The organism is Salinivibrio sp. MA351 (genome assembly GCF_001996065.1).
In the GTDB taxonomy this organism is placed as follows: domain Bacteria; phylum Pseudomonadota; class Gammaproteobacteria; order Enterobacterales; family Vibrionaceae; genus Salinivibrio; species Salinivibrio costicola.
On sequence record NZ_MUFG01000001.1, the window covers coordinates 60,423 to 84,249 of the forward strand.

Annotated in this window: 24 protein-coding genes and 1 other RNA gene; 7 read left to right on the forward strand and 18 right to left on the reverse strand. The window is 50.6% G+C overall.

What is annotated here, in order from left to right:
- Positions 1–87 precede the first annotated feature (87 nt).
- Positions 88–2,853, forward strand: a complete 2,766-nt coding sequence (gene barA / locus BZG78_RS00285; RefSeq protein ID WP_077660069.1) for a two-component sensor histidine kinase BarA — start codon at positions 88–90, stop codon at positions 2,851–2,853.
- Here barA and acpS read toward each other — a convergent pair.
- The 11 genes from acpS to rpoE form a co-directional block, all read right to left on the reverse strand.
- Complete coding sequence (gene acpS, locus BZG78_RS00290; RefSeq protein ID WP_077660070.1) at positions 2,850–3,230, reverse strand: holo-ACP synthase; 381 nt, start codon at positions 3,228–3,230, stop codon at positions 2,850–2,852. The genes barA and acpS overlap by 4 nt on opposite strands.
- Complete coding sequence (gene pdxJ / locus BZG78_RS00295) at positions 3,231–3,962, reverse strand: pyridoxine 5'-phosphate synthase (protein ID WP_021022096.1); 732 nt, start codon at positions 3,960–3,962, stop codon at positions 3,231–3,233.
- A gap of 2 nt (positions 3,963–3,964) precedes the next feature.
- Positions 3,965–4,660 carry a DNA repair protein RecO gene (gene recO, locus BZG78_RS00300; protein ID WP_021022097.1) on the reverse strand — a complete coding sequence of 232 codons (696 nt, stop codon included), beginning with the start codon at positions 4,658–4,660 and terminating at the stop codon, positions 3,965–3,967.
- A 40-nt stretch (positions 4,661–4,700) separates the two neighbouring features.
- Positions 4,701–5,606 (reverse strand): GTPase Era, encoded by a 906-nt coding sequence (gene era / locus BZG78_RS00305; RefSeq protein ID WP_021022098.1) that lies wholly within the window; start codon positions 5,604–5,606, stop codon positions 4,701–4,703.
- The gene (gene rnc, locus BZG78_RS00310; protein ID WP_028569567.1) at positions 5,606–6,277 is read right to left on the reverse strand and encodes a ribonuclease III; all 672 of its coding nucleotides are present in this window, start codon (positions 6,275–6,277) and stop codon (positions 5,606–5,608) included. Before rnc ends, era begins: the two co-directional genes overlap by 1 nt.
- A 12-nt stretch (positions 6,278–6,289) precedes the next feature.
- A complete protein-coding gene (gene lepB, locus BZG78_RS00315) occupies positions 6,290–7,186 on the reverse strand; it encodes a signal peptidase I (protein WP_021022100.1) in 897 nt (298 codons plus the stop codon).
- Positions 7,187–7,200: 14 nt separating this feature from the next.
- Positions 7,201–8,997: a translation elongation factor 4 gene (lepA, locus tag BZG78_RS00320; protein ID WP_077660071.1), complete on the reverse strand. Its 1,797-nt coding sequence runs from the start codon at positions 8,995–8,997 to the stop codon at positions 7,201–7,203.
- A 78-nt stretch (positions 8,998–9,075) separates the two neighbouring features.
- A complete protein-coding gene (locus BZG78_RS00325) occupies positions 9,076–9,573 on the reverse strand; it encodes a SoxR reducing system RseC family protein (RefSeq protein WP_077660072.1) in 498 nt (165 codons plus the stop codon).
- 11 nt (positions 9,574–9,584) lie between these two features.
- Positions 9,585–10,553, reverse strand: coding sequence for a sigma-E factor regulatory protein RseB (rseB, locus tag BZG78_RS00330; RefSeq protein ID WP_077660073.1), 969 nt, complete (start codon positions 10,551–10,553; stop codon positions 9,585–9,587).
- Positions 10,550–11,182, reverse strand: a complete 633-nt coding sequence (locus tag BZG78_RS00335; RefSeq protein WP_077459794.1) for an RseA family anti-sigma factor — start codon at positions 11,180–11,182, stop codon at positions 10,550–10,552. The genes rseB and BZG78_RS00335 overlap by 4 nt, the downstream gene beginning before the upstream one ends.
- A 32-nt stretch (positions 11,183–11,214) precedes the next feature.
- Positions 11,215–11,796, reverse strand: a complete 582-nt coding sequence (rpoE, locus tag BZG78_RS00340) for an RNA polymerase sigma factor RpoE (protein WP_021022105.1) — start codon at positions 11,794–11,796, stop codon at positions 11,215–11,217.
- Positions 11,797–12,128: 332 nt separating this feature from the next.
- Between rpoE and nadB the strand changes: the two genes are divergently transcribed.
- The gene (nadB, locus tag BZG78_RS00345; RefSeq protein ID WP_077660074.1) at positions 12,129–13,745 is read left to right on the forward strand and encodes an L-aspartate oxidase; all 1,617 of its coding nucleotides are present in this window, start codon (positions 12,129–12,131) and stop codon (positions 13,743–13,745) included.
- Between the two features lie 57 nt (positions 13,746–13,802).
- Here nadB and BZG78_RS00350 read toward each other — a convergent pair whose 3' ends face one another.
- From BZG78_RS00350 to BZG78_RS00360, 3 genes are all read right to left on the reverse strand, one after another.
- On the reverse strand, positions 13,803–15,632 hold the full coding sequence (locus BZG78_RS00350) for a methyl-accepting chemotaxis protein (protein WP_077660075.1): 1,830 nt from the start codon (positions 15,630–15,632) through the stop codon (positions 13,803–13,805).
- A 110-nt stretch (positions 15,633–15,742) separates the two neighbouring features.
- On the reverse strand, positions 15,743–16,153 hold the full coding sequence (locus BZG78_RS00355; protein ID WP_131825307.1) for a hypothetical protein: 411 nt from the start codon (positions 16,151–16,153) through the stop codon (positions 15,743–15,745).
- On the reverse strand, positions 16,122–16,385 hold the full coding sequence (locus BZG78_RS00360; protein WP_021022110.1) for a succinate dehydrogenase assembly factor 2: 264 nt from the start codon (positions 16,383–16,385) through the stop codon (positions 16,122–16,124). The genes BZG78_RS00355 and BZG78_RS00360 overlap by 32 nt, the downstream gene beginning before the upstream one ends.
- Before the next feature lie 215 nt (positions 16,386–16,600).
- Between BZG78_RS00360 and ygfZ the strand changes: the two genes are divergently transcribed.
- Complete coding sequence (gene ygfZ / locus BZG78_RS00365; RefSeq protein WP_077660076.1) at positions 16,601–17,584, forward strand: tRNA-modifying protein YgfZ; 984 nt, start codon at positions 16,601–16,603, stop codon at positions 17,582–17,584.
- A gap of 158 nt (positions 17,585–17,742) precedes the next feature.
- Here the strand turns inward: ygfZ and gcvH are convergent, their stop codons facing one another.
- The 4 genes from gcvH to BZG78_RS00385 all read right to left on the reverse strand — a co-directional run bounded on the left by gcvH (position 17,743) and on the right by BZG78_RS00385 (position 21,382).
- A complete protein-coding gene (gcvH, locus tag BZG78_RS00370; RefSeq protein ID WP_021022112.1) occupies positions 17,743–18,141 on the reverse strand; it encodes a glycine cleavage system protein GcvH in 399 nt (132 codons plus the stop codon).
- 182 nt (positions 18,142–18,323) lie between these two features.
- Positions 18,324–19,559, reverse strand: a complete 1,236-nt coding sequence (locus tag BZG78_RS00375; protein WP_077660077.1) for an FAD-dependent 2-octaprenylphenol hydroxylase — start codon at positions 19,557–19,559, stop codon at positions 18,324–18,326.
- Entirely contained in the window at positions 19,556–20,746 is a 1,191-nt protein-coding gene (gene ubiH / locus BZG78_RS00380) for a 2-octaprenyl-6-methoxyphenyl hydroxylase (RefSeq protein ID WP_077459800.1), read from the reverse strand. Before ubiH ends, BZG78_RS00375 begins: the two co-directional genes overlap by 4 nt.
- A 57-nt stretch (positions 20,747–20,803) precedes the next feature.
- On the reverse strand, positions 20,804–21,382 hold the full coding sequence (locus BZG78_RS00385) for a UPF0149 family protein (RefSeq protein ID WP_077459801.1): 579 nt from the start codon (positions 21,380–21,382) through the stop codon (positions 20,804–20,806).
- A 345-nt stretch (positions 21,383–21,727) separates the two neighbouring features.
- Here BZG78_RS00385 and zapA point away from each other — a divergent pair, with 345 nt between their 5' ends.
- From zapA to rpiA, 4 genes are all read left to right on the forward strand, one after another.
- The gene (gene zapA / locus BZG78_RS00390; protein WP_077459802.1) at positions 21,728–22,033 is read left to right on the forward strand and encodes a cell division protein ZapA; all 306 of its coding nucleotides are present in this window, start codon (positions 21,728–21,730) and stop codon (positions 22,031–22,033) included.
- Between the two features lie 3 nt (positions 22,034–22,036).
- Positions 22,037–22,219, forward strand: a non-coding RNA gene (ssrS, locus tag BZG78_RS00395) — 6S RNA.
- Between the two features lie 27 nt (positions 22,220–22,246).
- Entirely contained in the window at positions 22,247–22,819 is a 573-nt protein-coding gene (locus BZG78_RS00400; RefSeq protein WP_077660078.1) for a 5-formyltetrahydrofolate cyclo-ligase, read from the forward strand.
- Positions 22,820–22,934: 115 nt separating this feature from the next.
- Positions 22,935–23,594 carry a ribose-5-phosphate isomerase RpiA gene (rpiA, locus tag BZG78_RS00405; protein WP_077660079.1) on the forward strand — a complete coding sequence of 220 codons (660 nt, stop codon included), beginning with the start codon at positions 22,935–22,937 and terminating at the stop codon, positions 23,592–23,594.
- The last annotated feature ends 233 nt before the right edge of the window (positions 23,595–23,827 follow it).

The following is a 23,827-nucleotide window of genomic DNA, read 5'->3' on the forward strand; positions in this document are numbered from 1 at the left end:
AGTTGTGATAGTTCGCTGACTATTTTGTGATTGAATCATGTACACTGGCGCTAATTGTCGTGATTATTTTCCCATAGTTTATCTAGCATGACCAAATATGGCCTCCGCACTCGTGTTTCTGTACTCACTATTGCACCGACACTCATCGTTGGGCTATTACTCAGTGCATTTTTCACCAGCACCCGCTATCAAGACCTTGAGCAGCAACTCACGGTAACCGGTTCTGCGATTATAGAACCGCTCGCCATTGCCAGCGAAGTGGGATTGAAAAATGACAGTCGTGAAAACGTGCGCCGGCTCATCGGCTTTGCTCACCGCCAGCATTCTCAGTTTGTGAGAAGTATTGCCGTGTTCGATCGTCGTAACGAGCTGTTTGTGACCTCGAACTACCACCGCAATTTAGCCATGCTCTCCGTCGATAGTGGCCAACCTATTCCCACACAATTACAGGTTAGCCAACAGCAAGATACCTTGATTTTGCGTGCACCGATTTTAGAAATTGGACGCTTTACCCCCGGGCTCAATGTCGAGCGCCCTTTGGGGTATATCGCGATGGAGTTGGACCTTAGCTCAGTACGGTTGAAACAGTACCAGGAAATGATCACAGCGCTGGTTATGGTCGCGCTGGGCGGGATTCTCTCCTGCTTTTTCGCTTACCGTTTGATTGCCGATGTGACTCATCCAATCGGCAACATGGTGACCTTGGTCGATAGAATTCGACGAGGCCATCTTGACGTGCGGATTGAAGGTGAGCTGCTCGGCGAGCTGGATACCTTAAAAAATGGCATCAATGCAATGGCAATCTCATTGTCCGAATACCATTTGGAAATGCAACAAAGTATTGATCAGGCGACCAGTGATCTACGCGAAACCTTAGAGCAGCTCGAGATCCAAAACGTTGAGTTAGACATTGCCAAGAAAAACGCGCAAGAAGCGGCACGGGTTAAATCCGAGTTTCTCGCCAATATGTCCCATGAGCTGCGTACACCGCTCAACGGGGTGATTGGCTTTACGCGACAAATGCTAAAAACCGAGCTCAGTAGTAGTCAACGAGATTACCTTCTCACCATTGAAAAATCCGCCAATAACCTGCTGACGATCATCAATGACATCTTAGATTTCTCTAAGCTGGAAGCGGGTAAGTTGCTGTTAGAAAACATTCCGTTCGACGTGCAAGAGATGCTCGACGAAGTGATGCGCCTACTCGCGCCTATGGCGCATGAGAAAGGGCTAGAGCTAACCCTGCGCACCGATGCTCGGATTCCTGCGGGAGCGGTTGGCGATCCGCTTCGTATCCAACAAGTTTTAATCAATTTGATTGGCAACGCGGCGAAATTTACCGAGCGAGGTAATATTGATGTCAGTGTCGATCTTAAACAGCTACACGATGAAACCGTCGAACTGCAATTGATGGTCAAAGACACCGGCATTGGGATCTCTGAACGTCAACAAGCGCAGCTTTTCCAAGCGTTTAGACAGGCAGACGCCAGTATCTCGCGCCGTTATGGCGGTACTGGGCTCGGGCTTGTGATCACGCAAAAATTAGTCCAACAAATGGGCGGCGATATTGGCTTTACCAGTCGCCTTCACCAAGGTTCATCATTCTGGTTTACGCTGCAGCTGACACAAACTGATTTACCGGTATCGCAGCCACTCGACATCGAGCCTTTGGTCGGGCGCGATATTCTGATTGTGGAGCCCAATGCGCGTACCAGAGAGATTTTGCGCAAACGACTGAGCCAGGTGGGCCTAAACGTTGATACCGCGTCCGGCACCCATGTGCTCACTGACCGTCAGTATCATTTTGCCCTACTCTGTTTTGATGCTGGAAACATGCCCGCGCTCAGTGAGATGCAAGACGCGGTCAGTGTCTGCGAGCAGCAAGCGCAGTCAGTCGTCGTTTGCTTACCCACCACCGAACTCGAAGCATCCGAGCATCTTTTGAAAGCAGGTGTACGAGCGTGTGTCGCCAAGCCGATCCCGCAGCGTAAACTATTGGAAACACTGCTTGGTTCACCCGAGCCGGCGCCTTTGCCGCTACCCCAATCTAACACCACGCAAAAGGCGCCCTACACCGTGATGACTGTCGATGATAATCCTGCGAACTTGAAACTGATCACAGCCTTGTTGGCTGAGCGAGTAGAGAAAGTCGTGACCGCAGATGATGGCGTCAAAGCCCTGTCACTGGCACACCAATACGCCTTTGATATCATTTTGATGGATATTCAAATGCCTGAAATGGACGGTGTCACCGCTAGCCAAGAAATCCGTAAAGCGGGACTCAACCAGCAAACGCCGATTGTAGCAGTAACCGCTCATGCGATGCCTGGTGAGCGTGAGCGCCTTATTGATGCCGGGATGGACGATTACCTCACCAAGCCCATTGAAGAGGCCATGTTAGAAAGCACCCTGAGTCGTTGGCTGCATTTTGATGACACGGTAGCACCTCATCAAGCCGCACCGTTACCCACTTATTCGGCTAACCAGGATCACAGTGCGCGTCATCTGGATTGGCAGCGGGCGCTCAACCAAGCAGCAGGCAAGGCCGATCTCGCCAAAGAAATGCTAGAAATGTTACTCGCCTCTTTTACGTCAGTGAAGAAGGTGGTCGCTAGTGCGTTGGCGGGAGAGTCAGAGACCGATAGCTTATGGCAAGCCATCCACAAGCTCCACGGTAGCTGTGCTTATAGCGGTGTGCCTCAACTGAAAAGCCTGTGTCACGAGTTAGAAACGCAATTAAAAGCCGGGGCAGATATCGCAGCTGTCGAACCTGAGCTGTTAGAGCTCCAAGATGAGATTGCACATATTGAGCAACTGGCACCGCAATATCTCGATAACGCGCAGGGCTGTTAACCCGTTTCTAAGATAACATACGCGACCGCGTAGGCCTTTTCATCCGATAAGGTCAGCCAACAGTGCGCAACGCCACGCTCGCGTGCCAATTGGGCAGCACGGCCAGAAAGGCTTAGGGCTGGCTGGCCGGAAGTCTGATTCGTAATGGTAAAATCATGAAACGTGACACCATCGGCAATCCCGGTTCCTAGCGCTTTTGCCGCGGCTTCTTTCGCAGCAAAGCGCTTGGCCAAGTAACGAGCAGGCGCATGATGTGTTGCCATATGCTCCCGCTCACTATCGGTTAGGATCCGATCGGCAAAGCGCGATTGGCGTGCAAACGCTTTTTCAATACGCGCAATCTCAACAATGTCTGTACCAATTCCAACAATGGCCATTTAGCGACGCGCCGCTTCCATAATCGCTTTCATATCCGCCACCGCTTTTTGCAAACCATCAAACATTGCACGACCTATGATTGCATGACCAATATTCAGTTCATGCATTTCTGGCATCGCCGCGATGGGAGTGACGTTATGATACGTCAGGCCATGACCCGCATTCACTTTGATCCCCAAGTCGACAGCAGAGCTTGCCGCTGCGGAGATCTTTTTAAGCTCCGATTGGCGATCGTTGTCATTGGTTGCATCCGCGTAGTGGCCCGTATGCAGCTCAATAAAGGGCGCACCACATTGATGAGCCGCTTCAATTTGATTGCGATCAGCATCAATAAAAAGGGAAACCTTAATCCCAGCTTCGCTCAGACGCTGGGTTGCCGCTTTCACTTTATCCAGCTGGCCTGCGACATCCAAGCCCCCCTCGGTGGTGAGCTCTTCACGTTTTTCCGGGACCAAACAAACAAATTCAGGTTGAATCTCGAGCGCAATCTCAACCATTTCATCGGTCACCGCCATTTCCAGATTCATACGCGTTTGTAGCGTTTCTTTGAGTAAACGGACATCGCGATCAGTGATGTGGCGACGATCTTCACGAAGATGCACGGTGATCCCTGCCGCTCCAGCACGCTCAGCTAACTCCGCCGCATGAACCGGATCCGGATACGCGGTACCACGTGCATTACGTATCGTCGCAACGTGATCAATGTTCACACCGAGGTAAATTTTATCCATGATTATTTCCTTCTAAACAATTCTCTGCTTTTTAGCGGCTTAGGACCAAGATAAGGTTTGAGCGCCATACGTGTAAAACGCTTGGCGGCGCGCAGCTGTGCCACCGTTTCAAAATGTCGTGTCGCCAACGCTCGTAGATCAGCGCCAGTAAATTGCCGATGTTGGCTTTTCATGATCGACGCGACAAAGCCTTGCTGCTCACGATATAGATACGTCATAGTATCGTTGATCGGGTCGCCGCTACCAGCACAATGAAGAAAATCAACGCCATAGCCCAGTGCTTCTAACAGCGCAAGCTCAAAGCAGCGTAATGCAGGCTCTGGGTTATGATAGCGGGCAAGCTGGGTTAGGGCGGTGACATAATCGAAAAATAACGCTGGGTAAGGCGTATGAGGCTCAAGCACACGCATAACTAACTCATTGAGGTAAAAGCCGGAATACAGAGCATTGCCTGATAAAGGCAGCGCGAGGCCTGTGGCCTCAGCACTGCGCAATGTACGTAATTCACCGCGTCCCCCCCACTTGAGCAGCAAGGGAGTAAAAGGCTGCAGTGCGCCTCTTATGGCCGAACGGGGACGACGTGCTCCCTTGGCGAGAAGCGTGATACGCCCCTCGAACTCAGAGAACACATCTAAGAGCAGACTCGATTCACTATAGGGGCGCGAATGCAGCACAAAACCACGTTGAAAGCCGTCCACTCACCCTCTCCTGAGTGCATGGACCCGATGTTCGGGCCAATTAAAGATCGTCGATATAGCCTAAACTGCGCAACGCGCGTTCGTCATCAGCCCAGCCGGATTTCACTTTCACCCAAAGCTCAAGATAGACCTTACGTTCGAAGAGATCTTCCATGTCTAAGCGTGCCTCACGGCCAATGCGTTTGATCTTTTCGCCGCCTTTACCAATGACCATTTTCTTCTGGCCGGTACGCTCAACTAAAATCAAACCATTAATATGAAAGCCATCGGTTTCAGGGTTGTAGTCAAAACGTTCAATTTCAACCGTCACTGAATAAGGCAGCTCTTCACCGGTAAAACGCATCAGCTTTTCACGGATAATTTCTGAGGCCATAAAACGCTGAGAGCGGTCGGTAACATATTCTTCAGGGAAGTAGAATTCAGACGCCGGCAACGCATCACGAACACGCTGCTCGACCACATCAATATTGGTCCCGTTTTTCGCTGAAACCGGGATCACGTCGACAAACGGCATCTTCTCTGACAACGCTTGTAGATGCGGAAACAGCTCCGTCTTCTCTTTAACGTTATCCACTTTGTTGACCAACAAAACCGTCGGCAACTCTGAACGCGCTAGCTTATTAAGCACCATTTCATCGTCATTGGTCCAATGTGTACCATCCACGAGAAACAATACCAATTCAACGTCGGTTAACGAGCTGTTTGCAGCCCGATTCATAAGACGGTTAATGGCGCGCTTTTCTTCAATGTGTAGCCCAGGCGTATCGACATACACCGCCTGGTAGTTATCCCGGGTATCCACGCCCATGATTCGGTGACGCGTGGTTTGGGGTTTCCGCGAGGTAATCGACAACTTTTGCCCTACCAAGCGGTTCAGCAATGTTGATTTTCCTACGTTCGGGCGGCCAACAATGGCAATAAAGCCGCAGCGCTGTGTGTCAGTCATTATGTCAACTTCTGTAATGCGAGTTCTGCAGCCGCTTGCTCTGCCTTGCGACGACTACTGCCTTTTCCAATCACAGAACGCTCCAGTCCTGATATCTGGCACTCTACCGTAAACTCTTGGTTGTGTGCTTCACCCTTCACTTTCATCACCGTATAAGACGGTAACGGTTTACGTTTTCCCTGCAAGAGCTCTTGCAAACGGGTTTTCGGATCTTTTTGGCTGACACCCGGTTCAATGGTTTCGAGTCGCTGCTGATACCATTGCAAGATAATATCTCGTACCCGATTGATATCACTGTCTAAAAAGATGGCGCCAATCAATGCTTCTACAGCGTCAGCCAAAATCGAATCGCGGCGAAAACCGCCACTTTTAAGTTCTCCTGGGCCAAGGCGCATGACTTCGCCCAGAGAAAACTCCCGCCCAATTTCGGCTAGTGTATTACCGCGCACTAAGGTCGCGCGCATCCGACTCATATCCCCTTCATCCACTTTCGGAAAGCGATGATAAAGATCCTCGGCAATCACGAAGCTAAGAATTGAGTCACCCAAAAATTCGAGACGCTCATTATGTGTGCCATTGGCACTACGGTGCGTCAACGCCAGTTCAAGCAATGCAGCACTGCTGAACTGATAGCCGATCTCTCGCTGCAATTTATCTGTTAGTTTTGTCATCATAGTCCAGAATTAATCAATTCCACCAATACGGTTAAAGCGTATCCCTGTCGGTATCCACGATGGTAGCCAGCTGTCACTGTTGCGCTCGAATTCGAAGCTGACCCAAATAGCCACCGCTTTGCCGACTAAGTTGCGCTCAGGCACAAAGCCCCAAAAGCGGCTATCCGCACTGTTATCGCGGTTATCACCCATCATAAAGTAATGCCCTTCCGGCACCACCCAACGATTGACGCCCGGACGTGGCTGATAGGCACTGATTCGATCGCGCTTATTCGGATGGACAAGTATCTGATGCGCTTGCTCACCCAGCTGCTCTTGTGCTTGCACCAGATTCACACCACCTTGTGCAAATTCACTAGGCTGAATGTTATCTATCGCGACAGGCTGGCACTGCGCTTCGCCTTTAGGCTGAATACACAAGCGCTTATCTTCATACACAATGGTATCGCCGGGTAGCCCCACCGTACGCTTGATGTAGTCAATATTCGGCTGCGGCGGATATTTAAACACCACAATGTCACCGCGCTCAGGTTTGCCAGTATCAACCAGTTCAGTGTGAAAAGCCGGATCACGCAGCCCATAGGCAAATTTTTCCACCAAAATAAAATCGCCAACCAATAAGGTTGGCATCATCGATCCGGACGGAATTTGGAAAGGCTCATAAATGAATGATCGCAACACTAAAACCACCGCGATCACCGGGAAAATAGACGCCATATTCTCAACCCAACTCGGTTGTGGCATCACTTTCGCGACTTGTTCGGCATCCAAATCAGTCTGTGCGACCTTCAGTGCTTTGCCTGCAGCCTGGCGGCGACGCGGCGCCCAGCGGTATTTATCTAACGCCCAAACCAGGCCGGTGACCAAGGTCACCAGCACTAAAATTAAAGAAAACGTATTGGCCATCATGGAATCCGTTGTTATTTATCTTTGCCCACATGCAAAATGGCCAAGAAAGCTTCTTGCGGCAGCTCGACATTACCGACCTGCTTCATGCGCTTCTTACCTTCTTTTTGTTTTTGCAATAGTTTTTTCTTACGACTCACATCACCGCCGTAACATTTTGCCGTGACGTTTTTACGCAACTGCTTGACGGTTGAACGAGCGATAATGTGATTGCCAATCGAGGCTTGGATGGCGATATCAAACTGCTGACGCGGAATAAACTCTTTCATTTTTTCCACTAGCTCGCGACCACGCGGTTGCGCATGAGCACGGTGCGTAATAATCGCCAGTGCATCGACACGCTCGCCATTCAGTAAGATATCCACCCGTACCATGTCAGACACGTCGTAACGTTCGAAGTTATAATCTAACGAGGCATAACCGCGCGATGTTGACTTAATACGGTCGAAAAAGTCCAACACGACTTCCGCCATGGGTATGTCATAGGTCAGCGCAACTTGATTGCCGTGATAAACCATATCCACTTGGGCACCACGCTTCTCAACACACAAGGAAATCACATTGCCGACGAATTCATTGGGCACCAAGATATTACAACGCGCGATAGGCTCACCAATGGCTTGAATGTCATTCACTGGGGGCAGCTTGGCTGGGCTGTCTACATAGATGACTTCACCATCGTTTTGCGTGACTTCGTAAACAACCGTAGGGGCTGTGGTGATCAGCTCAAGGTCGTATTCTCGCTCCAGGCGCTCTTGAATGATCTCCATGTGCAGCATGCCAAGGAAACCACAACGGAAACCGAAGCCAAGCGCCGCAGAGCTCTCTGGCTCAAAGAAAAGCGACGCATCATTGAGGCTTAACTTATCCAAGGCATCACGGAAGTTTTCATAATCATCGGATGAAATCGGGAATAAGCCCGCGTACACCTGAGGCTTAACTTTTTGGAACCCTTCAATCCGTTTTTCGCAGCCGTTTTTGGCATGGGTGATGGTGTCGCCCACGGGTGCGCCGAGGATATCTTTGATCCCACAGATCACCCAGCCTACTTCACCGGTTTGCAAACCATTAAGCTCTTTACGCTTGGGCGTGAAAATGCCAATGCTGTCCACGTTCCATTCTTGGCCCGTGCTCATGATTTTCACTTTGTCGCCTTTTTTGAGCGAGCCTTCACGAATGCGCACTAACGAGACGACGCCAAGATATTTATCGAACCAAGAGTCGATAATCAACGCTTGAGTGGGGGCGTCGGGGTTACCTTCCGGCGGTGGAATAAGGCGAACAATATCTTCGAGTACGCCATCGACTCCAACCCCTGTTTTGGCTGAACAACGCGTGGCTTCAATGGCTTCAATACCAACAATATCTTCGATTTCTTGCGCCACACGGTCTGGATCGGCGGCCGGTAAATCGATTTTGTTCAGGACAGGGACCACTTCAAGGTCCATATCCATTGCGGTGTAGCAGTTGGCGAGCGTCTGTGCTTCAACCCCTTGTCCTGCATCCACCACCAGCAAAGCACCTTCACATGCCTTCAGTGAGCGCGACACCTCATAAGAGAAGTCGACGTGTCCTGGCGTATCGATGAAGTTCAACTGATACTCATTGCCGTCTTTGGCTTTATAGTTCAGTGTCACACTTTGTGCTTTGATGGTGATACCGCGTTCACGTTCCAGATCCATGGAGTCAAGGACCTGCTCTGCCATTTCCCGGTCAGTAAGGCCGCCGCATACGTGAATGAGTCGATCAGAAAGCGTCGACTTACCGTGGTCAATATGGGCGATGATCGAAAAGTTACGAATATGCTTCATAAGTGGGTGTGACTTACTCGTTATCAATAAGAATGGGATCCTAAGATCAATTGGGCTGGATTCTACCGAAAATAGTGGCTAGTCGCTATCCTGGTGTCTGGTATTTATCACTGCCAACTCGGAAATTGGCTCTCCCATGACACGCAGAAGCTCAGGTTGCTGCTGTTCGGCACTCCCGACATATTTCGCTAAGCGTCGTGCGATACCGACCCCAAGGGCACCGAAGCCTAGGCTTAGTGCGATAACACCTCCTTCACCGCTGCCTATCAACGCGGCAAAGAAAAATTGCCCCAGTAAGGCGCCCACGAACATCATCATTAATGGCACCATATAAACCACGAGCGCCGAGCGGACCAAGGTGGCTTCACCGAGGCCAATTTCAACGAGGGTTCCTGTCGGCAGCGGTTCTGGCGAACGAACGCTGACATGGTTCACTTTTCCGGGTAGGGCCTTGGACACAATGCCAGTGCCACACTGGCTTTGCGATTTGCAGCTGCCACAGCTGGTTTGCTGCTGACAGGCAAGAGACAGCCAGCCGTCTTGGTACCCTGTTACCTCCGCCAGTGCTTTAATCATGGTGCAACCTTTTACTCTGTCTGTGATGTTGGCATGCGATTAATACGAACCGAATCAGCAATCCGTTTAGCGGTCTCCGGTGGAATGTCCCCCACCACTGTAATTTCGGCGTTGCCATTGATAACACTGTGCAGCGTCCGTCGGCCTTGGCGCACTATCTGTTTACGCACGGAGACATCGTCGGCTTTGGCTAAATAAACAGAAAAACTAAAAAGGCCGTCGCTAAACATTTGGCTTTCCACTGCCCGCTTAGTCATCATTAAACGATGGCGGTTACTGTATACAGGCTTAAAGCCATCTGGCAGCACCGTCACCTGCCAATCCAGGTCAGAGCGGCGGGTTGTTTGTGGGAGGGTTAATACCGGCGGCAGGGCTAACTGCGTGAGTTTTTGCATCGCGTCGTTAATTTTAGGCGTAACCACCAGCGATAAGGCGCGATACTGTTCAAGCGGATCCCCATCTCGGTCAAGTAAATCGGCTCTCACCGGTAGGTGACTGTCTTGGTCTAGCCAAAGCACGTACGAATATCGCTCACCATCTTTCGGTGTGATACGTACAACCTGGCAATCCATGCCCGCCTCGCGCGCATGCCCCATCGAGACAAAGTCATAATGGTTTGCCAGTATATCAATATCGGCCTGAATGAGGGTAGGCAATGGTGCCACCATATGATCACTGGCGATCGTGAAAGGGTCATAACCAGGTTCAAAATAGCTGATTTCCTTTCCGCGACGAATCACTTCTCGCGACGGACCGCTCAAATAAATGAGATGACCAAACGCTTCGCCACCTATACGTGCATGGCGAAAACGCAGTGGCTCTAGGCTATTTTTGCCAACGAGAATGTAGGACAGTTCATAGTCCAAGGTATCGCTTGCGGTATCCATTTGATGTAACAAAGCCTCGGCAGAGGGTTCGGCCGAGGCTTGCGCAGACATCAAACTGACCAGCGCAAGCGCACCGATCAGAGTTTTTTTCATTGCTTACTACTGCTTGTCGACGGTGCCATTGTCTGATTGCTAGACAGACTATCCTTATTCAACCTTAGCTGCAATTCATAGTCTTTGAGCATTGCATTTACGCGCCGACGCTGCTCCATCATTTCAGATTCTGAAGGCGTCGCACGCAAATCATTCCGGCTTAAACTCACCGGTTCAGCAGCACCTGCAAAAGGAATCGTTTCCAATACTGGCGGTTGGGTTTGATTGCCAACCCCCGGAGACGTTGGTTCAGACTGGTTATAATGCTGCACGCCTACGATCACGGCGAGAGAAACACAAGCGGCGACACTGACCTGAGTGAGCTGTTGCAGCCAGCCAGGTAGGTGGCGACGCGCCTTTTCCGGACGCGGCTGTGACTCGTGCATCGGGTGCACGTTACTGTCAACGTGAGCGCCTTGATAAGCCGGTTCTGCTTCCAACGCGGACGCGACAGAATCGGCAATGTTCCATTGCAACGAGCCAGGCGCGTCACCACGCATCACATCACGAATGATGCCGAAGTCGCTCCAGGTCTGTTGTGCGCTATTATCTCGCTCTATATCATGGATCACCGACGTGTCCACCCGTTCGCCATCTAATAACGCCGAAATTTTTTCTTTATCCGTCATTCAAGTCACCGTCATGCAGCCAGTAAAACTCGTTACCGTTTCATCAGTGGCCGGATGCGCTTTTCTACCGCTTCACGCGCTCGAAATATACGCGACCGTACCGTACCGACTGGACAATCCATTACCTGTGCAATTTCCTCATAACTGAGCCCATCGAGCTCGCGTAAGGTGATTGCGGTTCTTAAGTCGTCAGGCAGTGTTTCAATGGTCGAAAACACCACCTGCCTCAATTCTTCAGACAACATCAAGTTTTCAGGGTTCGATATTTCTTTTAACGACCCCCCACTTTCGTAATTTTCTGCTTCGTCGGCGTCAATATCGCTGCCTGGTGGACGTCGTCCTTGTGCCACCAAATGGTTTTTCGCGGTGTTCACTGCAATGCGATACAACCAAGTATAAAACGCACTTTCGCCACGAAACCCCGGCAAAGCACGATACGCTTTAATAAACGCTTCTTGTGCGATATCCGGAATATCACCACTGTGTGAGCCTACATAGCGGGCAATAAGGTTACATACCTTATTTTGATATTTGACGACTAACAGATTGAAAGCTTGCTTGTCACCATTCTGTACACGTTCTATTAGAACCTGGTCGGTTAGCTGCTCGCCCATTCGAGCGTTTACTCCTTGGTTGATCTTTTCGCCCGATTATCGACATTCTAGGTCCGACGTTGTCAGAGCGCGGTTAAACCCGCTTGCGAGCTTTCGCTGAGAATTCGATGACCGCTTAGGAGAAAAGTTCCTCACCATGTTGGTTTTATTATGCGTGAAATCACATTACTGTGACGGAATGACCAAAGCGCGCGTCTTTGGCTGCGTGTATTGTCCCCCAAACAATGCCACGGTTGCAAACTTTCACCCAAGCAAGACTGGATTTGATCTTAGCGCGCGCGGCCGCGTCAAATTGGTGTAACATTGGGAGCGCAGAAAGAGGATTAGGGATCATGACGACCACAACTCAGGAACATCAATGTGACGTGTTGGTCATCGGCAGCGGTGCCGCTGGCTTATCGTTGGCGCTACGTTTGGCGCCCACGCACCGGGTTATCGTACTCAGTAAAGGCCCTCTCAGTGAAGGGGCGACACTCTACGCACAAGGCGGCATCGCCGCTGTTTTTGACGAACAAGACTCAGTGGAGTCCCATGTCGAAGATACACAAATAGCCGGTGGCGGTATCTGTGATACCGATGTTGTCGACTTTATCGCCCGTAACGCCAAAGACTGTGTTCAATGGCTGATTGATGGCGGCGTGCCCTTCGATCAAGAAGACAGTGATGGTGAAACCCCGCGTTATCATCTCACTCGCGAAGGTGGTCATAGTCATCGGCGTATTCTACACACCGCCGATGCAACCGGTATGGCGGTGCAAAACTCATTGCAAGATAACGTTCGACAACATCCTAATATCACCCTACTCGAGCGTCATAACGCGCTGGACATTATCACGCGTAAAAAAGTCGGACTCGGCGGCCCTAATCATGTGTTAGGGGCCTATATTTGGAATCGCAATCAAGAAGTTGTAGAAACTGTCCGCTGCAATTATGTGGTGCTGGCAACAGGTGGCGCATCTAAAGTGTATCAGTACACCTCTAACCCAGACGTCTCTTCTGGTGATGGTATTGCGATGGCATGGCGAGCAGGTTGCCGTGTCGCGAATCTTGAGTTCAATCAGTTCCACCCGACTTGTTTATACCACCCTGACGCGCGTAACTTTTTGCTAACCGAAGCATTACGTGGTGAAGGTGCGCACCTAAAACGCCCGGATGGATCGCGCTTTATGCAAGACTTTGATCCGCGTGGTGAGCTTGCTCCCCGTGATGTCGTGGCGCGTGCGATTGATTATGAAATGAAACGGCTTGGCGCTGATTGTATGTATCTCGATATTAGCCATAAAGATCCGCAATTTATCACCAAGCACTTCCCCACCATTTACGAGAAGCTAAAAGAGTACGGCATTGACTTGACCCAAGACGCCATCCCAATAGTTCCGGCCGCTCACTATACCTGTGGTGGCGTAATGGTGGATAAAAATGGCACTACGGATCTGCCTGGTTTATATGCCATTGGTGAAGTAAGTTATACCGGGCTACACGGTGCAAATCGCATGGCTTCTAACTCGTTGCTCGAATGTGTGGTGTATGCGTGGTCTGCCGCTGAGCATATTAAAGCCCACTCAGACCATATAGAGCCACACACAGCGTTGCCAGCTTGGGATGAGAGCCAAGTGATTTGTTCCGATGAGGAAGTGGTGATTCAGCACAATTGGCATGAGCTGCGCCTGTTTATGTGGGATTACATGGGGATTGTGCGCTCAACCAAGCGCTTAGAACGTGCTTTGCGTCGCATTGAGCTACTTAAACAAGAAACGCACGAGTACTACGCTAATTTTCGTGTCTCGAATAACTTGCTCGAATTACGTAATTTACTCCAAGTCGCTGAATTGATGGTGCGTTGTGCCATGCAACGCAAAGAAAGTCGTGGTCTACATTACACCATTGACTATCCTGACGCTCATGCCCAATCAGGTCCGACCATCCTCGTTCCCGATCAGCCGTGCTAATGTGGCGCATGGTATCGTCGCAATAAACAACGGCCAGTCTCTCGACTGGCCGTATGATTAGCTTTTAAATTCACTTACGGCCCGCTCTAAGTTAGCCGCTTCTTCTGCGACTTGATGAGCAGCTTGACGGTTTTGGCTCGCGCGTTCAGTACTCGTCTGGGCAATGTCTTGAATGTTGTGTACGTTCTGGTTAACTTCTTTAGCAACCGAGCTTTGCTGCTCTATCGCCGTCGCAATATGCGTACTCATATCCATAATCTGTTGCATATCTTGCATAATCTGTGACAGCTCTTGCGAGGCGGCATCTACTTTGGTGACAGAGCTTTCGCCATCTTCTCGACTTTGCTCCATACGCTCTGCAACTGACTGTGTTTGCGCCTGCAGCGAGGTAATAATGCCCGATATTTCATCGGTCGATTGCCGGGTACGAGTCGCTAATTGACGCACTTCATCCGCGACTACTGCAAACCCTCGTCCTTGCTCCCCCGCACGCGCGGCCTCGATGGCAGCATTGAGTGCCAGCAGATTCGTTTGCTCTGAAATGTCTTTAATGACATCCAATACCGAGCCAATGGTCTCAGACAGCTTACTCAGTTCAAGCACCTCGTTACTGGTATTGCTGAGTGTCTCGGCCAATGTCATGATCATCGTCCGGGTATCATCCACCACTTGCTGTCCATTTTGCGCACGACCTAGGCTGGTTCTCGCGTTATCAGCCGCCTGATCGGTATTGCCGGCAATATCCCGAATCGTGCTTTCCATTTCATTCATCGCCGTTGCAGCATGGGTCGTTTCATCCAGCTGCGTCGCCAGTGCGGTGCCGGTTTGCTCGGTGCGAGACTCCACCTGCTCTGCGCTTTGGTGTAAAGCCTGCACCGCTCGGCTAACATCGACCACCATTTTTTGAATACTACTCAGCATCTGATTGACATCGTTTGCCATCAGTGAAATTTCATCTTGCCCAGCCTCATCGGCGCGCAAGGTCAGATCCCGTTGCTGAGTAATGGCCGCCATCTGCTGACTGAACAGCGCGATGCGCCGTTGAATACCTCGGTTCATCCACAGAGAAACCACCGTCATGATGATCGCTAACACCAATACTACCGACCCCGTCACTATCATGGTCTGGCGTAGCGCTTGATCGATCGCTTGCTGGTATTCTTTGCTTAACGCATCAAACATTTTTTCCACTTGATGCGTTTGACTCCGTATCTCGCCCAAAAGCCCTTTATCTGGCGCCAAACCTAGTGCTTTTTTCTGCGCAACAACGTTTTCAACTTCAGACTGGTGAGCTTTAAACAGTGCCAATAGATCACCTTCAAGATAATCTGTTAAGGCATCCATATGATTTTGGTATTGGTCGATGTAATCCAGATGACTGCTTTGAACAAACAGCTTGGCGTCCGCCACTAACAAGCGAGCACTGCTTTCTAGCACAATATCGTTTTCAGTTGCGGCCACGAGCGCTTGACTCGCGCTTTGCATTTGGCCTCTTAAGCCTTGATCTGTCGTTAAGCCTAATGTTTGGTAGCCGTCACCCAGTTCGCTGAACCCATTTGCATAAGCTTGCATGGCTGTCTTAACGTCATCAATCGTGACGGTTTCTAACCCAAGGGAGGCACTGCGTGCTCTAAAGTCGGTCAGTTGCTGATTAAAGGTTGCGACGTTGTTTTCAAACCGAGAGAGGTATTTGGGATCCATCCGAGCAAGAAAGTCTTTTTCATTACGGCGTAAATTAAGAAGTACGACCTCGAGATCGGACACCGCGGTTAACTGGCGATGCATTTTATCTAACCGCGTTTCCGCGTTCCACGCCGCTGCCATCACAGCGAGTAATGCCAACACCGACATCACGGTAAGAGAAAGCAACTTGTGTTTTATTTTCATAACGACCCTACAACACCTTCAGAGCAAGACTGGATTAATCACGTACTTGCACTAACTATCGGCGATGTTAGGAAAAAGTAAAGCAAGGCAACCAAGGTGTCATAAATATGTCACAAATTATCCTGCTTTGGTTGACAATAATGCCGATAAATCAGACGAAAATGATAGTCCGGCAAGCCATGGCGCCACAAATACAAACAGCGCGCATCCGATTGCGCTTTGAGCATCATCAGCCAAGGCGTCGCCCAGATACATGTGATGGGTTGGCGTTCGCCGCTGGGTAGCCTTATCCAATCATCAAAATACACAGTGACACAGCCGGTACTCTCGACCAGTCGGTGTTGAAAGTGAATCAATTCACGGACAACGTGAAGCGTCAGGAAAGCACGCGCGCAAAGCGGGAGGGACACATGCACCGCCAATAGCCATGCCACCATCATGCCGACCAGGAATAAACAGACGGTGACATAGCGCGGGCAATGGAGTTGGCTATGTACGCAACTTACTTCGGTTATAGGCAACCACCTTCTCGACAACAGAGACCATCTTGGGGTCGTCAGGTTTACCATGCCCCATCAGCCAGGCAAACAGATCCGGGTCGGCGCTTTCTAAAAATGCGACAAAATCCTGTTTTTCATTTTCATTCAATGTGTCGTAGCATGCCTCAAAGTAGGGCATGACTAATACATCAAGCTCCAGCATCCCCCGACGGCATGCCCAACGAATTCGCGCTTTATCTTCAGTGTTAACCATGTTGACCTCTATCACTGATATCAGTGGATGGATACTATCAACGCCAGGGTCTGGCGACCACTTTTCCCAAAAAAGAAACGACGAATCTGAGAGCTCTCTAGCGTTAATCCGTCGTTTGGCGCAATACCCTTACAATACAAAGGCTGACAAGCCTGTTATGCACCATTACTATACGAGAGATAGCCTGTGTTTTCTCAACGGAGAGCGTGATTTATATGAGCGAATGGTATCAAACCCAAGCTTTTGAGCCTGTGGCACAACACCCCAGTGACCAGACGCCGGAACTGGCCATTGTTGCCCTCGATAGTTGGGCGTTAACCAAAATTAGTGGCGACGACACCAAGTCATACTTACAAGGCCAGCTCACTTGCGATATTGAGCAACTCGACGTGGATCAATCGACCTTAGCGGCGCATTGCGATCCAAAAGGTAAAGTCTGGTCCGTGTTACGTTTTTTCCACTTCCAAGATGGCTTAGCCATGGTGCAGCCGGCATCGATTGAGGCAACCCAATTACAGGAAATCAAAAAATACGCCATCTTCTCTAAGATCGCATTTGATAAAGTCAACTGCGTACTTCTTGGCGTGGTTGGCGCCCAAGCGGAAAAGTGGGTGACTGACCACTTTGGCCCACAAGGTAACGTCCGCCAGGGCGAGCAGGGAACGGCGGTGATGATCGCGCCTCATCGTTGGTTACTCGCGATCACTCCCGATGCGGCAACCGCGCTCGTGAATCAGTATCAGTCGTCCGCGGTCCTTCTCAGCAGTGAATATTGGGATCGATATGAAATCGATGCCGCACTCCCTCGCATAGAAGCCGCAACCAGTGGTGAATTTATTCCTCAATCGTTGAATTTGCAGGCATTGAATGCCATCAGCTTCACCAAAGGCTGTTATACCGGCCAAGAGACCGTTGCTCGCGCTAAATACCGAGGAATAAACAAACGGGCTATGTATAAACTCACAGGACAAGCCACACATACACCGGTGGCAGGGGATAAAATCGAGCGTTCTGTCGGTGAAAACTGGCGCTCTGGTGGAACCGTGATTGCCGGTTACCGTCAAGCTAATGGCCAGGCAGCAGTGCTAGCGGTTCTGCCAAACAACCTCGATGACGAGACAGCATTTCGCCTAGCGGATGCGCCAGAGTTTATCTGGCAGCGTGAGCCTCTACCTTACTCTCTGACTGACGATAAATAAGTGGTGAGCTTGACATCTCCCCATGCGGCTTGGCAAACACAGGTGACCGCGGCGCTTGATCACGCCGACGTCACTTACCGGGAAGCCAATAAACAGAAAGGGATCCCGCCAGGATCCCTCACTTGTCAATGCTAGTGGCACACGGTTGGTACTACACCTTAATCGGCATCTTGGTCGCCTAAGGTTTCTTCATACCCTTGTGCATCAAACAAGGCATCAATTTCTGATTCGTCAGTGGCTTGAACTTGAAAGAGCCAACCATCGCCGTAAGGATCGCTGTTGACTAATTCTGGGGCGCTATCCAATTCCTCATTCACGGCGATCACTTGCCCGGAAATCGGCGCATAAATATCTGACGCCGCTTTGACCGACTCGGCCACTGCGCAATCATCCCCGGCATCAAAGGTGTCACCTTCATCGGGTAAATCAACAAAAACCATATCACCAAGCAACGCTTGAGCATGATCGGAAATGCCAATGGTGAAGAGGCCTTCCCCTTCAGGACGCACCCACTCATGCGTCTCAGTAAATTTTAATCCGGATGGAATATCGCTCATAATATTGTTCCTTGTTAGACCCAGTGACCTTGTTATACCCAATACTCAGGTTGTAGCCAGTGCTCTGGTTGTACCCAGTGCTAATGTGCAACATCCGTCGGTAAATACAAACTTCCAGACAAGCTGTTCGTCATGCTGTTTAGCATATTTTCTTTTTTTCGCCAATTTCCGTTGTCACACGATCAAGAAAAATGGGCGCGCCGAGCAGGTGGCTTCGCGAGATCAGGGAGCTCTCCCTCTAGCCCCAAGGCTTTGGCCATAAAGGGCTGTTTGGCGCCGGGTAGGTGATTCACCGCGCGCATACCCACACCACGAACGAGCTTTTTCACTGGGTTTTGACCATCAAACAAGCTCCGGAATCCCTGCATCGCCGCAATCATTTGCATGGCTTCCGCTTTACGCCAACGCTCGAAATGACGCAGTGACGCATACGCCCCGACATCTTTCCCTTTTTCTGAAAGTTGCGCGAGTGTCTGTGCTAACGCGGCCGCATCTAACATCCCTAAATTCACCCCTTGGCCGGCAAGCGGATGAATGGTATGTGCGGCATCACCGATAAGGGCAATGCGCTCAGAGGCAAAATTCTGAGCATAACGCATGGTAAGAGGATAACTCGCACGCGGTCCGGCCACCTCACATCGGCCTAATCTAGCGTCAAAGGCAGCCGTGAGCGCCCGCTCGAATCCATCAGACGCCATGTCGCGATACTCCGACGCTTGTTCAGGCGGCACCGACCAAACAATGGAACATAAATGCGGATCGGACAGTGGTAGAAACGCTAAAGGGCCATCAGGCGTAAAAACCTGACGCGCAACGCCTCGATGAGGGGCTTCTGTACGTACCGTTGCCACCACAGCATGGTGTCCATAATCTCGCTGAACCAATGGAAAGTGTGCTTGCTCGCGCACCCATGAGCGAGCGCCATCGGCTCCGACAACCAGCTTTGTCGTCACACCACCTCCCGAGGCCAATTGCAACCAGGTTTCGCGCTCACCTTGCATCATAGACTGGCACTGCTCAGGCATGAGCATGGTGACATTACTCTGCTGCTGCACTTTGTCGAGCAGGGCAAGTTGAATCACGCGGTTTTCAACAATGTGTCCTAGGTTTTGCTGACCAAATGCCTGTGCGTCAAAATCAATTTGCGCAAAGCTATCTTTCTCCCAAACGTGCATTTTTTGATAGCTTGCCAGTCGGCGTGCGACGATACCCGGCCAAACATCTAAGGCACGAAGCATATTCTCGCTCGCGCGACTCAGTGCCGATACACGGTTTTCTGGTAGATCGTCTAGTGTTGTTACCGGTTTTTTACCTTCAATCACAACGATGCGTAAGTCCGTTTCTGCCAGTGAGGCGGCAAGTGTTAGCCCCACCATTCCGCCACCTACAATCGCGACATCTGCATTGATCATCTTCATTTCGGTTCTACCCATCCTATGGTGCGTTGCACGAGGGGTTGTTTCACCCTTTCTATGGTCGACATCAACCCCAAACCTGCGTTCCGTGCGGCTGCAAGTAGTGCACTCTGATTAGAAAAAAGATGAACGAGCCCTGATGTTAGTGCGACGGTTGTATCTCTGTCTGGCTGGCGTTGACTGGCATAATCCATCAGGACCGGTATCGCGCCAATATCTTGCCCGCGTTGGAAGGCTGCGCTGACAGTTTGAGCCAGCGTGATGACATCTCGCAGGCCGAGGTTAAAGCCTTGTCCTGCAATGGGATGTAAACTTTGTGCTGCGTTGCCAACCACCGCCACGCGATGACTCACTGGCCGCACGACCTGATTGAGCACCAGCGGGTAGGCGTGACGTTCTCCGACATGAAGTAACTTACCAAGACGCCAACCGAAAACCTGTTGTAAGCGTTGTAAAAAAACCGAATCGCTGACTTGGGTGAGCGGTTGCGCCTCATCGGGAGTCATGCACCACACTAATGAGCAACGTCCTTGCGACATGGGCAGTAACGCGACGGGCCCCGTGTCGGTAAAACGCTCAAAGGCGTGACCTTGATGCGGAAGCGCCGTAGACACATTGGCAATCACAGCCACTTGGCCAAAGTCGTGCTGCTGCCGGGGGAGATGGAGCAAACGACTACAAGGTGAGCGACCGCCATCGGCGGCAATGAGTAATGATGCCGTTAGCGATTGTCCTTGTTTAAGTGTGACAGTAACAGCGTCAAGCTTTCGCTCAATCGCGATCACTGCATCAGGACAAAAGACATCGATGGCGGGACGCGCATGCAGTTTTTGGTGCAATACCGCGCCGGCATCTGCCAGTTCAATGACCTGACCGAGATATGACACGCCCTGCGTTTGCGCATCAATGTGCGTTTGCCCAGCATGACCACGATCTGAAACGTGAATATGTTGGATCGGTGTGCCAAAGGGCGCCAACGCCTCCCAAAGTCCCAGTTGCTCAAAAGCAGCGCAACTGCCCTCGGCTAACGCGATACTCCGCGCATCATAACCTGGGTGATCACCATGGTTTGGCACCATCGCCTCAACGACCGCAATACGTAACCTCCCGCCACTTAGCGTATCTAACGCCAGTGCCGCGGTTGCGCCGGCCATTGCACCACCAGCAATCACTATGTCATAGGCTTTCATCCTACTTTTCCTCACCCTGAGTCATCACCACGCCTCAAACCGCAGACGTCATTGCGGTTAATGGCGCGTTTTTGGCGTCTCGTCGTCAGTTTCAAGACGTGCGCCAAGCTCGGCATGGACAACCAAGCTACACACACGCACATGCTCAACAACCTGCTCAAGCAAGTCCGCTTGCTCTTGCAAATCCCCGTCTTCGTCAATCCCTAACTGCGCCACTTCCTTTAAATCGCTGAGCGCTTCTGTGACGTCTTTGGATAGTTTACGCCCCTTTGTCCCAATCAGACCAACGCCAGCAAGAAAGGTATTAATCCATTCCACTAACGCTTCTGCACGGGCAACGACACCCGAGTGTTCATCATCCGGAACATAAATATCGAGATCTAAATCCGTTCCTGTCAGTTGGGTTTTCAATTGATGGTAGCTTTGCATGGCCAAGGTTTTTGACTCGGTCGGCCAGCCCATTCCTTGGTTGGTATAATCATAAAGCATGGTTAGCCAACTCCCCTCTTCCAGTGCCAAGCCACCACTTAGCATGCCGGCGATCAATCCATGCATTTCTGCCGGCGTAACCGCCAGGCTATCTGCTGTTAATATTTCTGCAGTCTTCGCATATGCGGGTAAACGGGTTTCAGTCACAATGTTGCCCTTGGTCGTGCGCTCAAAAATAAGTGGGTTAGTTTAGCATTTCACACCACAGGGCTGAATCACTCAGCGAAAAAACCCGTGATTCTTGGCCAGCTTGTGCGATGCAGAATTATTCTGTCCATTATGGTGGCCACAAGCCCAGTGTAAAAGCAGGAAGGCCGTTGCCACGATGATAAAGATCAACCCCTCGGTATCCATTTTTGTCTAAATTCTCTGCATCACTCACCAAGGCGGCTTTCGATGTAGTGTATTCGGGAAAATAATTGCTAGAATAGCGCCATTATTCTGTATCTGGCCCTCGACATTGCGGGCCGTATGAGGAGCCAGCTTGGGACTATGAACACACAACCGGTTGAAATTAAAATCCTGGATCGCCTTGTTCGCGTCAATTGTCCGCCTGGACAAGAGCAAGCGCTTAAAGATGCAGCAAACGAGTTCGATCAACGGTTGCATCGGCTGGCAGAGCGCACTAAAGTAACCAATACAGAGCAGCTAATTGCCATTGCCGCTTTGAATGTTTGTCATGAATTAAATGATGCCAAACAAGCGTTGGAGACAGTTGAAGATCAGGTCAAGCAACGGACCGCCCTGATGACTGCCCAACTCGATAAAGCAGTGGCAGTGCAAGGATCGCAAAAATAATCGAATTCCCTGGGGTGTTTGTCAGCGGATCAACGTCCCTGAGCCGATAAGCAAACCGAAGGGTGTGTTGTTATAAGCTACTGAGCAAGCTCGGCTCGTACCGAGAAGCCTACGGTTTATACTACCCACCCGCCTTGAACCAGCGGGTTCAAGGGCCATCGATCCCAACGGCATCCCGGGGCCCTCCTTTACAGGCTAGCATTAAGGACAGTTATGCAGCCCAGACAGCAGATTCGCCAAACCATCCGTCACGCGCGTCGCCAGCTCTCGCCTGAACAGCAAACCGAGGCGGCCCAGCAGGTTGCGGCACGCTTTATGACATTACCTGACGTCGTTCATGCGCAGCGTATCGCCTTATACCTCTCTTTTGACGGTGAGTTGGACACCCAACCGGCAATCAACGCCTGCTGGCAGGCAGGAAAACAGGTTTATTTACCGGTTGTTCATCCGTTCAGTCGCGGCCATTTGCTGTTTTTAAAGTACCACCCTCACACGCGCATGCGCCTTAATCGTTATAACATTGCCGAGCCCACTTTAGATATTCGCACCCTGATCCCTAGCTCAAAACTGGACATCATCGCCACGCCATTAGTGGCTTTTGACGCCGACGGCCAGCGCCTAGGCATGGGTGGCGGCTATTATGATCGCACGCTGGGTTTGTGCGCGCCAAATGCGACCGCCATTGGCCTCGCCCATGATTGCCAACGTTGGCATTCATTACCTTGCGAGCAATGGGATATTCCTTTACCCCATATACTGACACCAAGCCAACACTGGCATTGGTGAGCCATCATTTCGCCAACTTAGACGTTGACTCGCATCGATTTCGCGACCCATAGCCTGACGCCACGATTTGGCTTCGCTATAATCACGCCTTATTCCCCGTTACGCAGGAGTTACCATGACCCAGGACGAAAAGAAAAAAGCCACCGGTGAAGCGGCGGTAGAGTATGTTAAACCAGGCAGTATTATTGGCGTTGGCACCGGCTCGACAGTGAATTACTTTATTGATGCCCTTGAGCCAATGAAAGAAAAAATTAAAGGGGCGGTATCAAGCTCAGACGCGTCGACCAAGCGCTTAAAAGCGCTAGGGATTGAAGTCTTTGATGCCAACGAAGTGGGTCACCTCGATATCTATGTTGACGGTGCGGACGAAATCAATAAGCGCAATCATATGATTAAAGGCGGCGGCGCCGCATTGACGCGCGAGAAAATTGTTGCCGCCATTGCCGATAAATTTATCTGTATTATCGATGATACCAAACACGTCGATGTGCTTGGCGAGTTCCCGCTCCCTGTCGAAGTCATCCCAATGGCCCGCTCTTACGTGGCACGAGAGCTTGTCAAGCTGGGCGGTGATCCTTGCTATCGTCAAGGCGTGGTGACTGATAACGGCAATGTTATCCTGGATGTTCATAACCTCAAGATTCAGGATCCTAAAGGTCTCGAAGATACCATTAATGGGATCCCGGGCGTGGTGACTGTAGGCTTATTTGCCAACCGCGGTGCCGATATCGTCCTAACCGGCACCGATTCCGGGGTGAAAAAAGTGGCAGAATAAACGCATAATCCTGCAGATCAACGGCTTATACCCGCCCATTAGCAGCATTAAAAACCAAACGTTTGCGCTCAATGTAATCAATAAGTTAAAAGCACCTTTTTAAAGGTGCTTTTTTTATGGCATAGAACGGATAATTCTTACCCCTTATATAAATTTTTGTTATCTTGGTCACTGTTCTGATACCGGTTCATCGCAGGCCCATGTGCGACTTGGCGTAAAAAGATCAGGCTACT

Bases quoted from the DNA above. Each gene is read 5' to 3' on its own strand.
- barA (WP_077660069.1), top strand. From the start codon at position 88: ATGACCAAATATGGCCTCCGCACTCGTGTTTCTGTACTCACTATTGCA.
- acpS (WP_077660070.1), bottom strand. From the start codon at position 3,230: ATGGCCATTGTTGGAATTGGTACAGACATTGTTGAGATTGCGCGTATT.
- pdxJ (WP_021022096.1), bottom strand. From the start codon at position 3,962: ATGGATAAAATTTACCTCGGTGTGAACATTGATCACGTTGCGACGATA.
- era (WP_021022098.1), bottom strand. From the start codon at position 5,606: ATGACTGACACACAGCGCTGCGGCTTTATTGCCATTGTTGGCCGCCCG.
- rnc (WP_028569567.1), bottom strand. From the start codon at position 6,277: ATGACAAAACTAACAGATAAATTGCAGCGAGAGATCGGCTATCAGTTC.
- lepB (WP_021022100.1), bottom strand. From the start codon at position 7,186: ATGGCCAATACGTTTTCTTTAATTTTAGTGCTGGTGACCTTGGTCACC.
- lepA (WP_077660071.1), bottom strand. From the start codon at position 8,997: ATGAAGCATATTCGTAACTTTTCGATCATCGCCCATATTGACCACGGT.
- BZG78_RS00325 (WP_077660072.1), bottom strand. From the start codon at position 9,573: ATGATTAAAGCACTGGCGGAGGTAACAGGGTACCAAGACGGCTGGCTG.
- rseB (WP_077660073.1), bottom strand. From the start codon at position 10,553: ATGAAAAAAACTCTGATCGGTGCGCTTGCGCTGGTCAGTTTGATGTCT.
- BZG78_RS00335 (WP_077459794.1), bottom strand. From the start codon at position 11,182: ATGACGGATAAAGAAAAAATTTCGGCGTTATTAGATGGCGAACGGGTG.
- rpoE (WP_021022105.1), bottom strand. From the start codon at position 11,796: ATGGGCGAGCAGCTAACCGACCAGGTTCTAATAGAACGTGTACAGAAT.
- nadB (WP_077660074.1), top strand. From the start codon at position 12,129: ATGACGACCACAACTCAGGAACATCAATGTGACGTGTTGGTCATCGGC.
- BZG78_RS00350 (WP_077660075.1), bottom strand. From the start codon at position 15,632: ATGAAAATAAAACACAAGTTGCTTTCTCTTACCGTGATGTCGGTGTTG.
- BZG78_RS00360 (WP_021022110.1), bottom strand. From the start codon at position 16,385: ATGGTTAACACTGAAGATAAAGCGCGAATTCGTTGGGCATGCCGTCGG.
- ygfZ (WP_077660076.1), top strand. From the start codon at position 16,601: ATGAGCGAATGGTATCAAACCCAAGCTTTTGAGCCTGTGGCACAACAC.
- gcvH (WP_021022112.1), bottom strand. From the start codon at position 18,141: ATGAGCGATATTCCATCCGGATTAAAATTTACTGAGACGCATGAGTGG.
- BZG78_RS00375 (WP_077660077.1), bottom strand. From the start codon at position 19,559: ATGAAGATGATCAATGCAGATGTCGCGATTGTAGGTGGCGGAATGGTG.
- ubiH (WP_077459800.1), bottom strand. From the start codon at position 20,746: ATGAAAGCCTATGACATAGTGATTGCTGGTGGTGCAATGGCCGGCGCA.
- zapA (WP_077459802.1), top strand. From the start codon at position 21,728: ATGAACACACAACCGGTTGAAATTAAAATCCTGGATCGCCTTGTTCGC.
- BZG78_RS00400 (WP_077660078.1), top strand. From the start codon at position 22,247: ATGCAGCCCAGACAGCAGATTCGCCAAACCATCCGTCACGCGCGTCGC.
- rpiA (WP_077660079.1), top strand. From the start codon at position 22,935: ATGACCCAGGACGAAAAGAAAAAAGCCACCGGTGAAGCGGCGGTAGAG.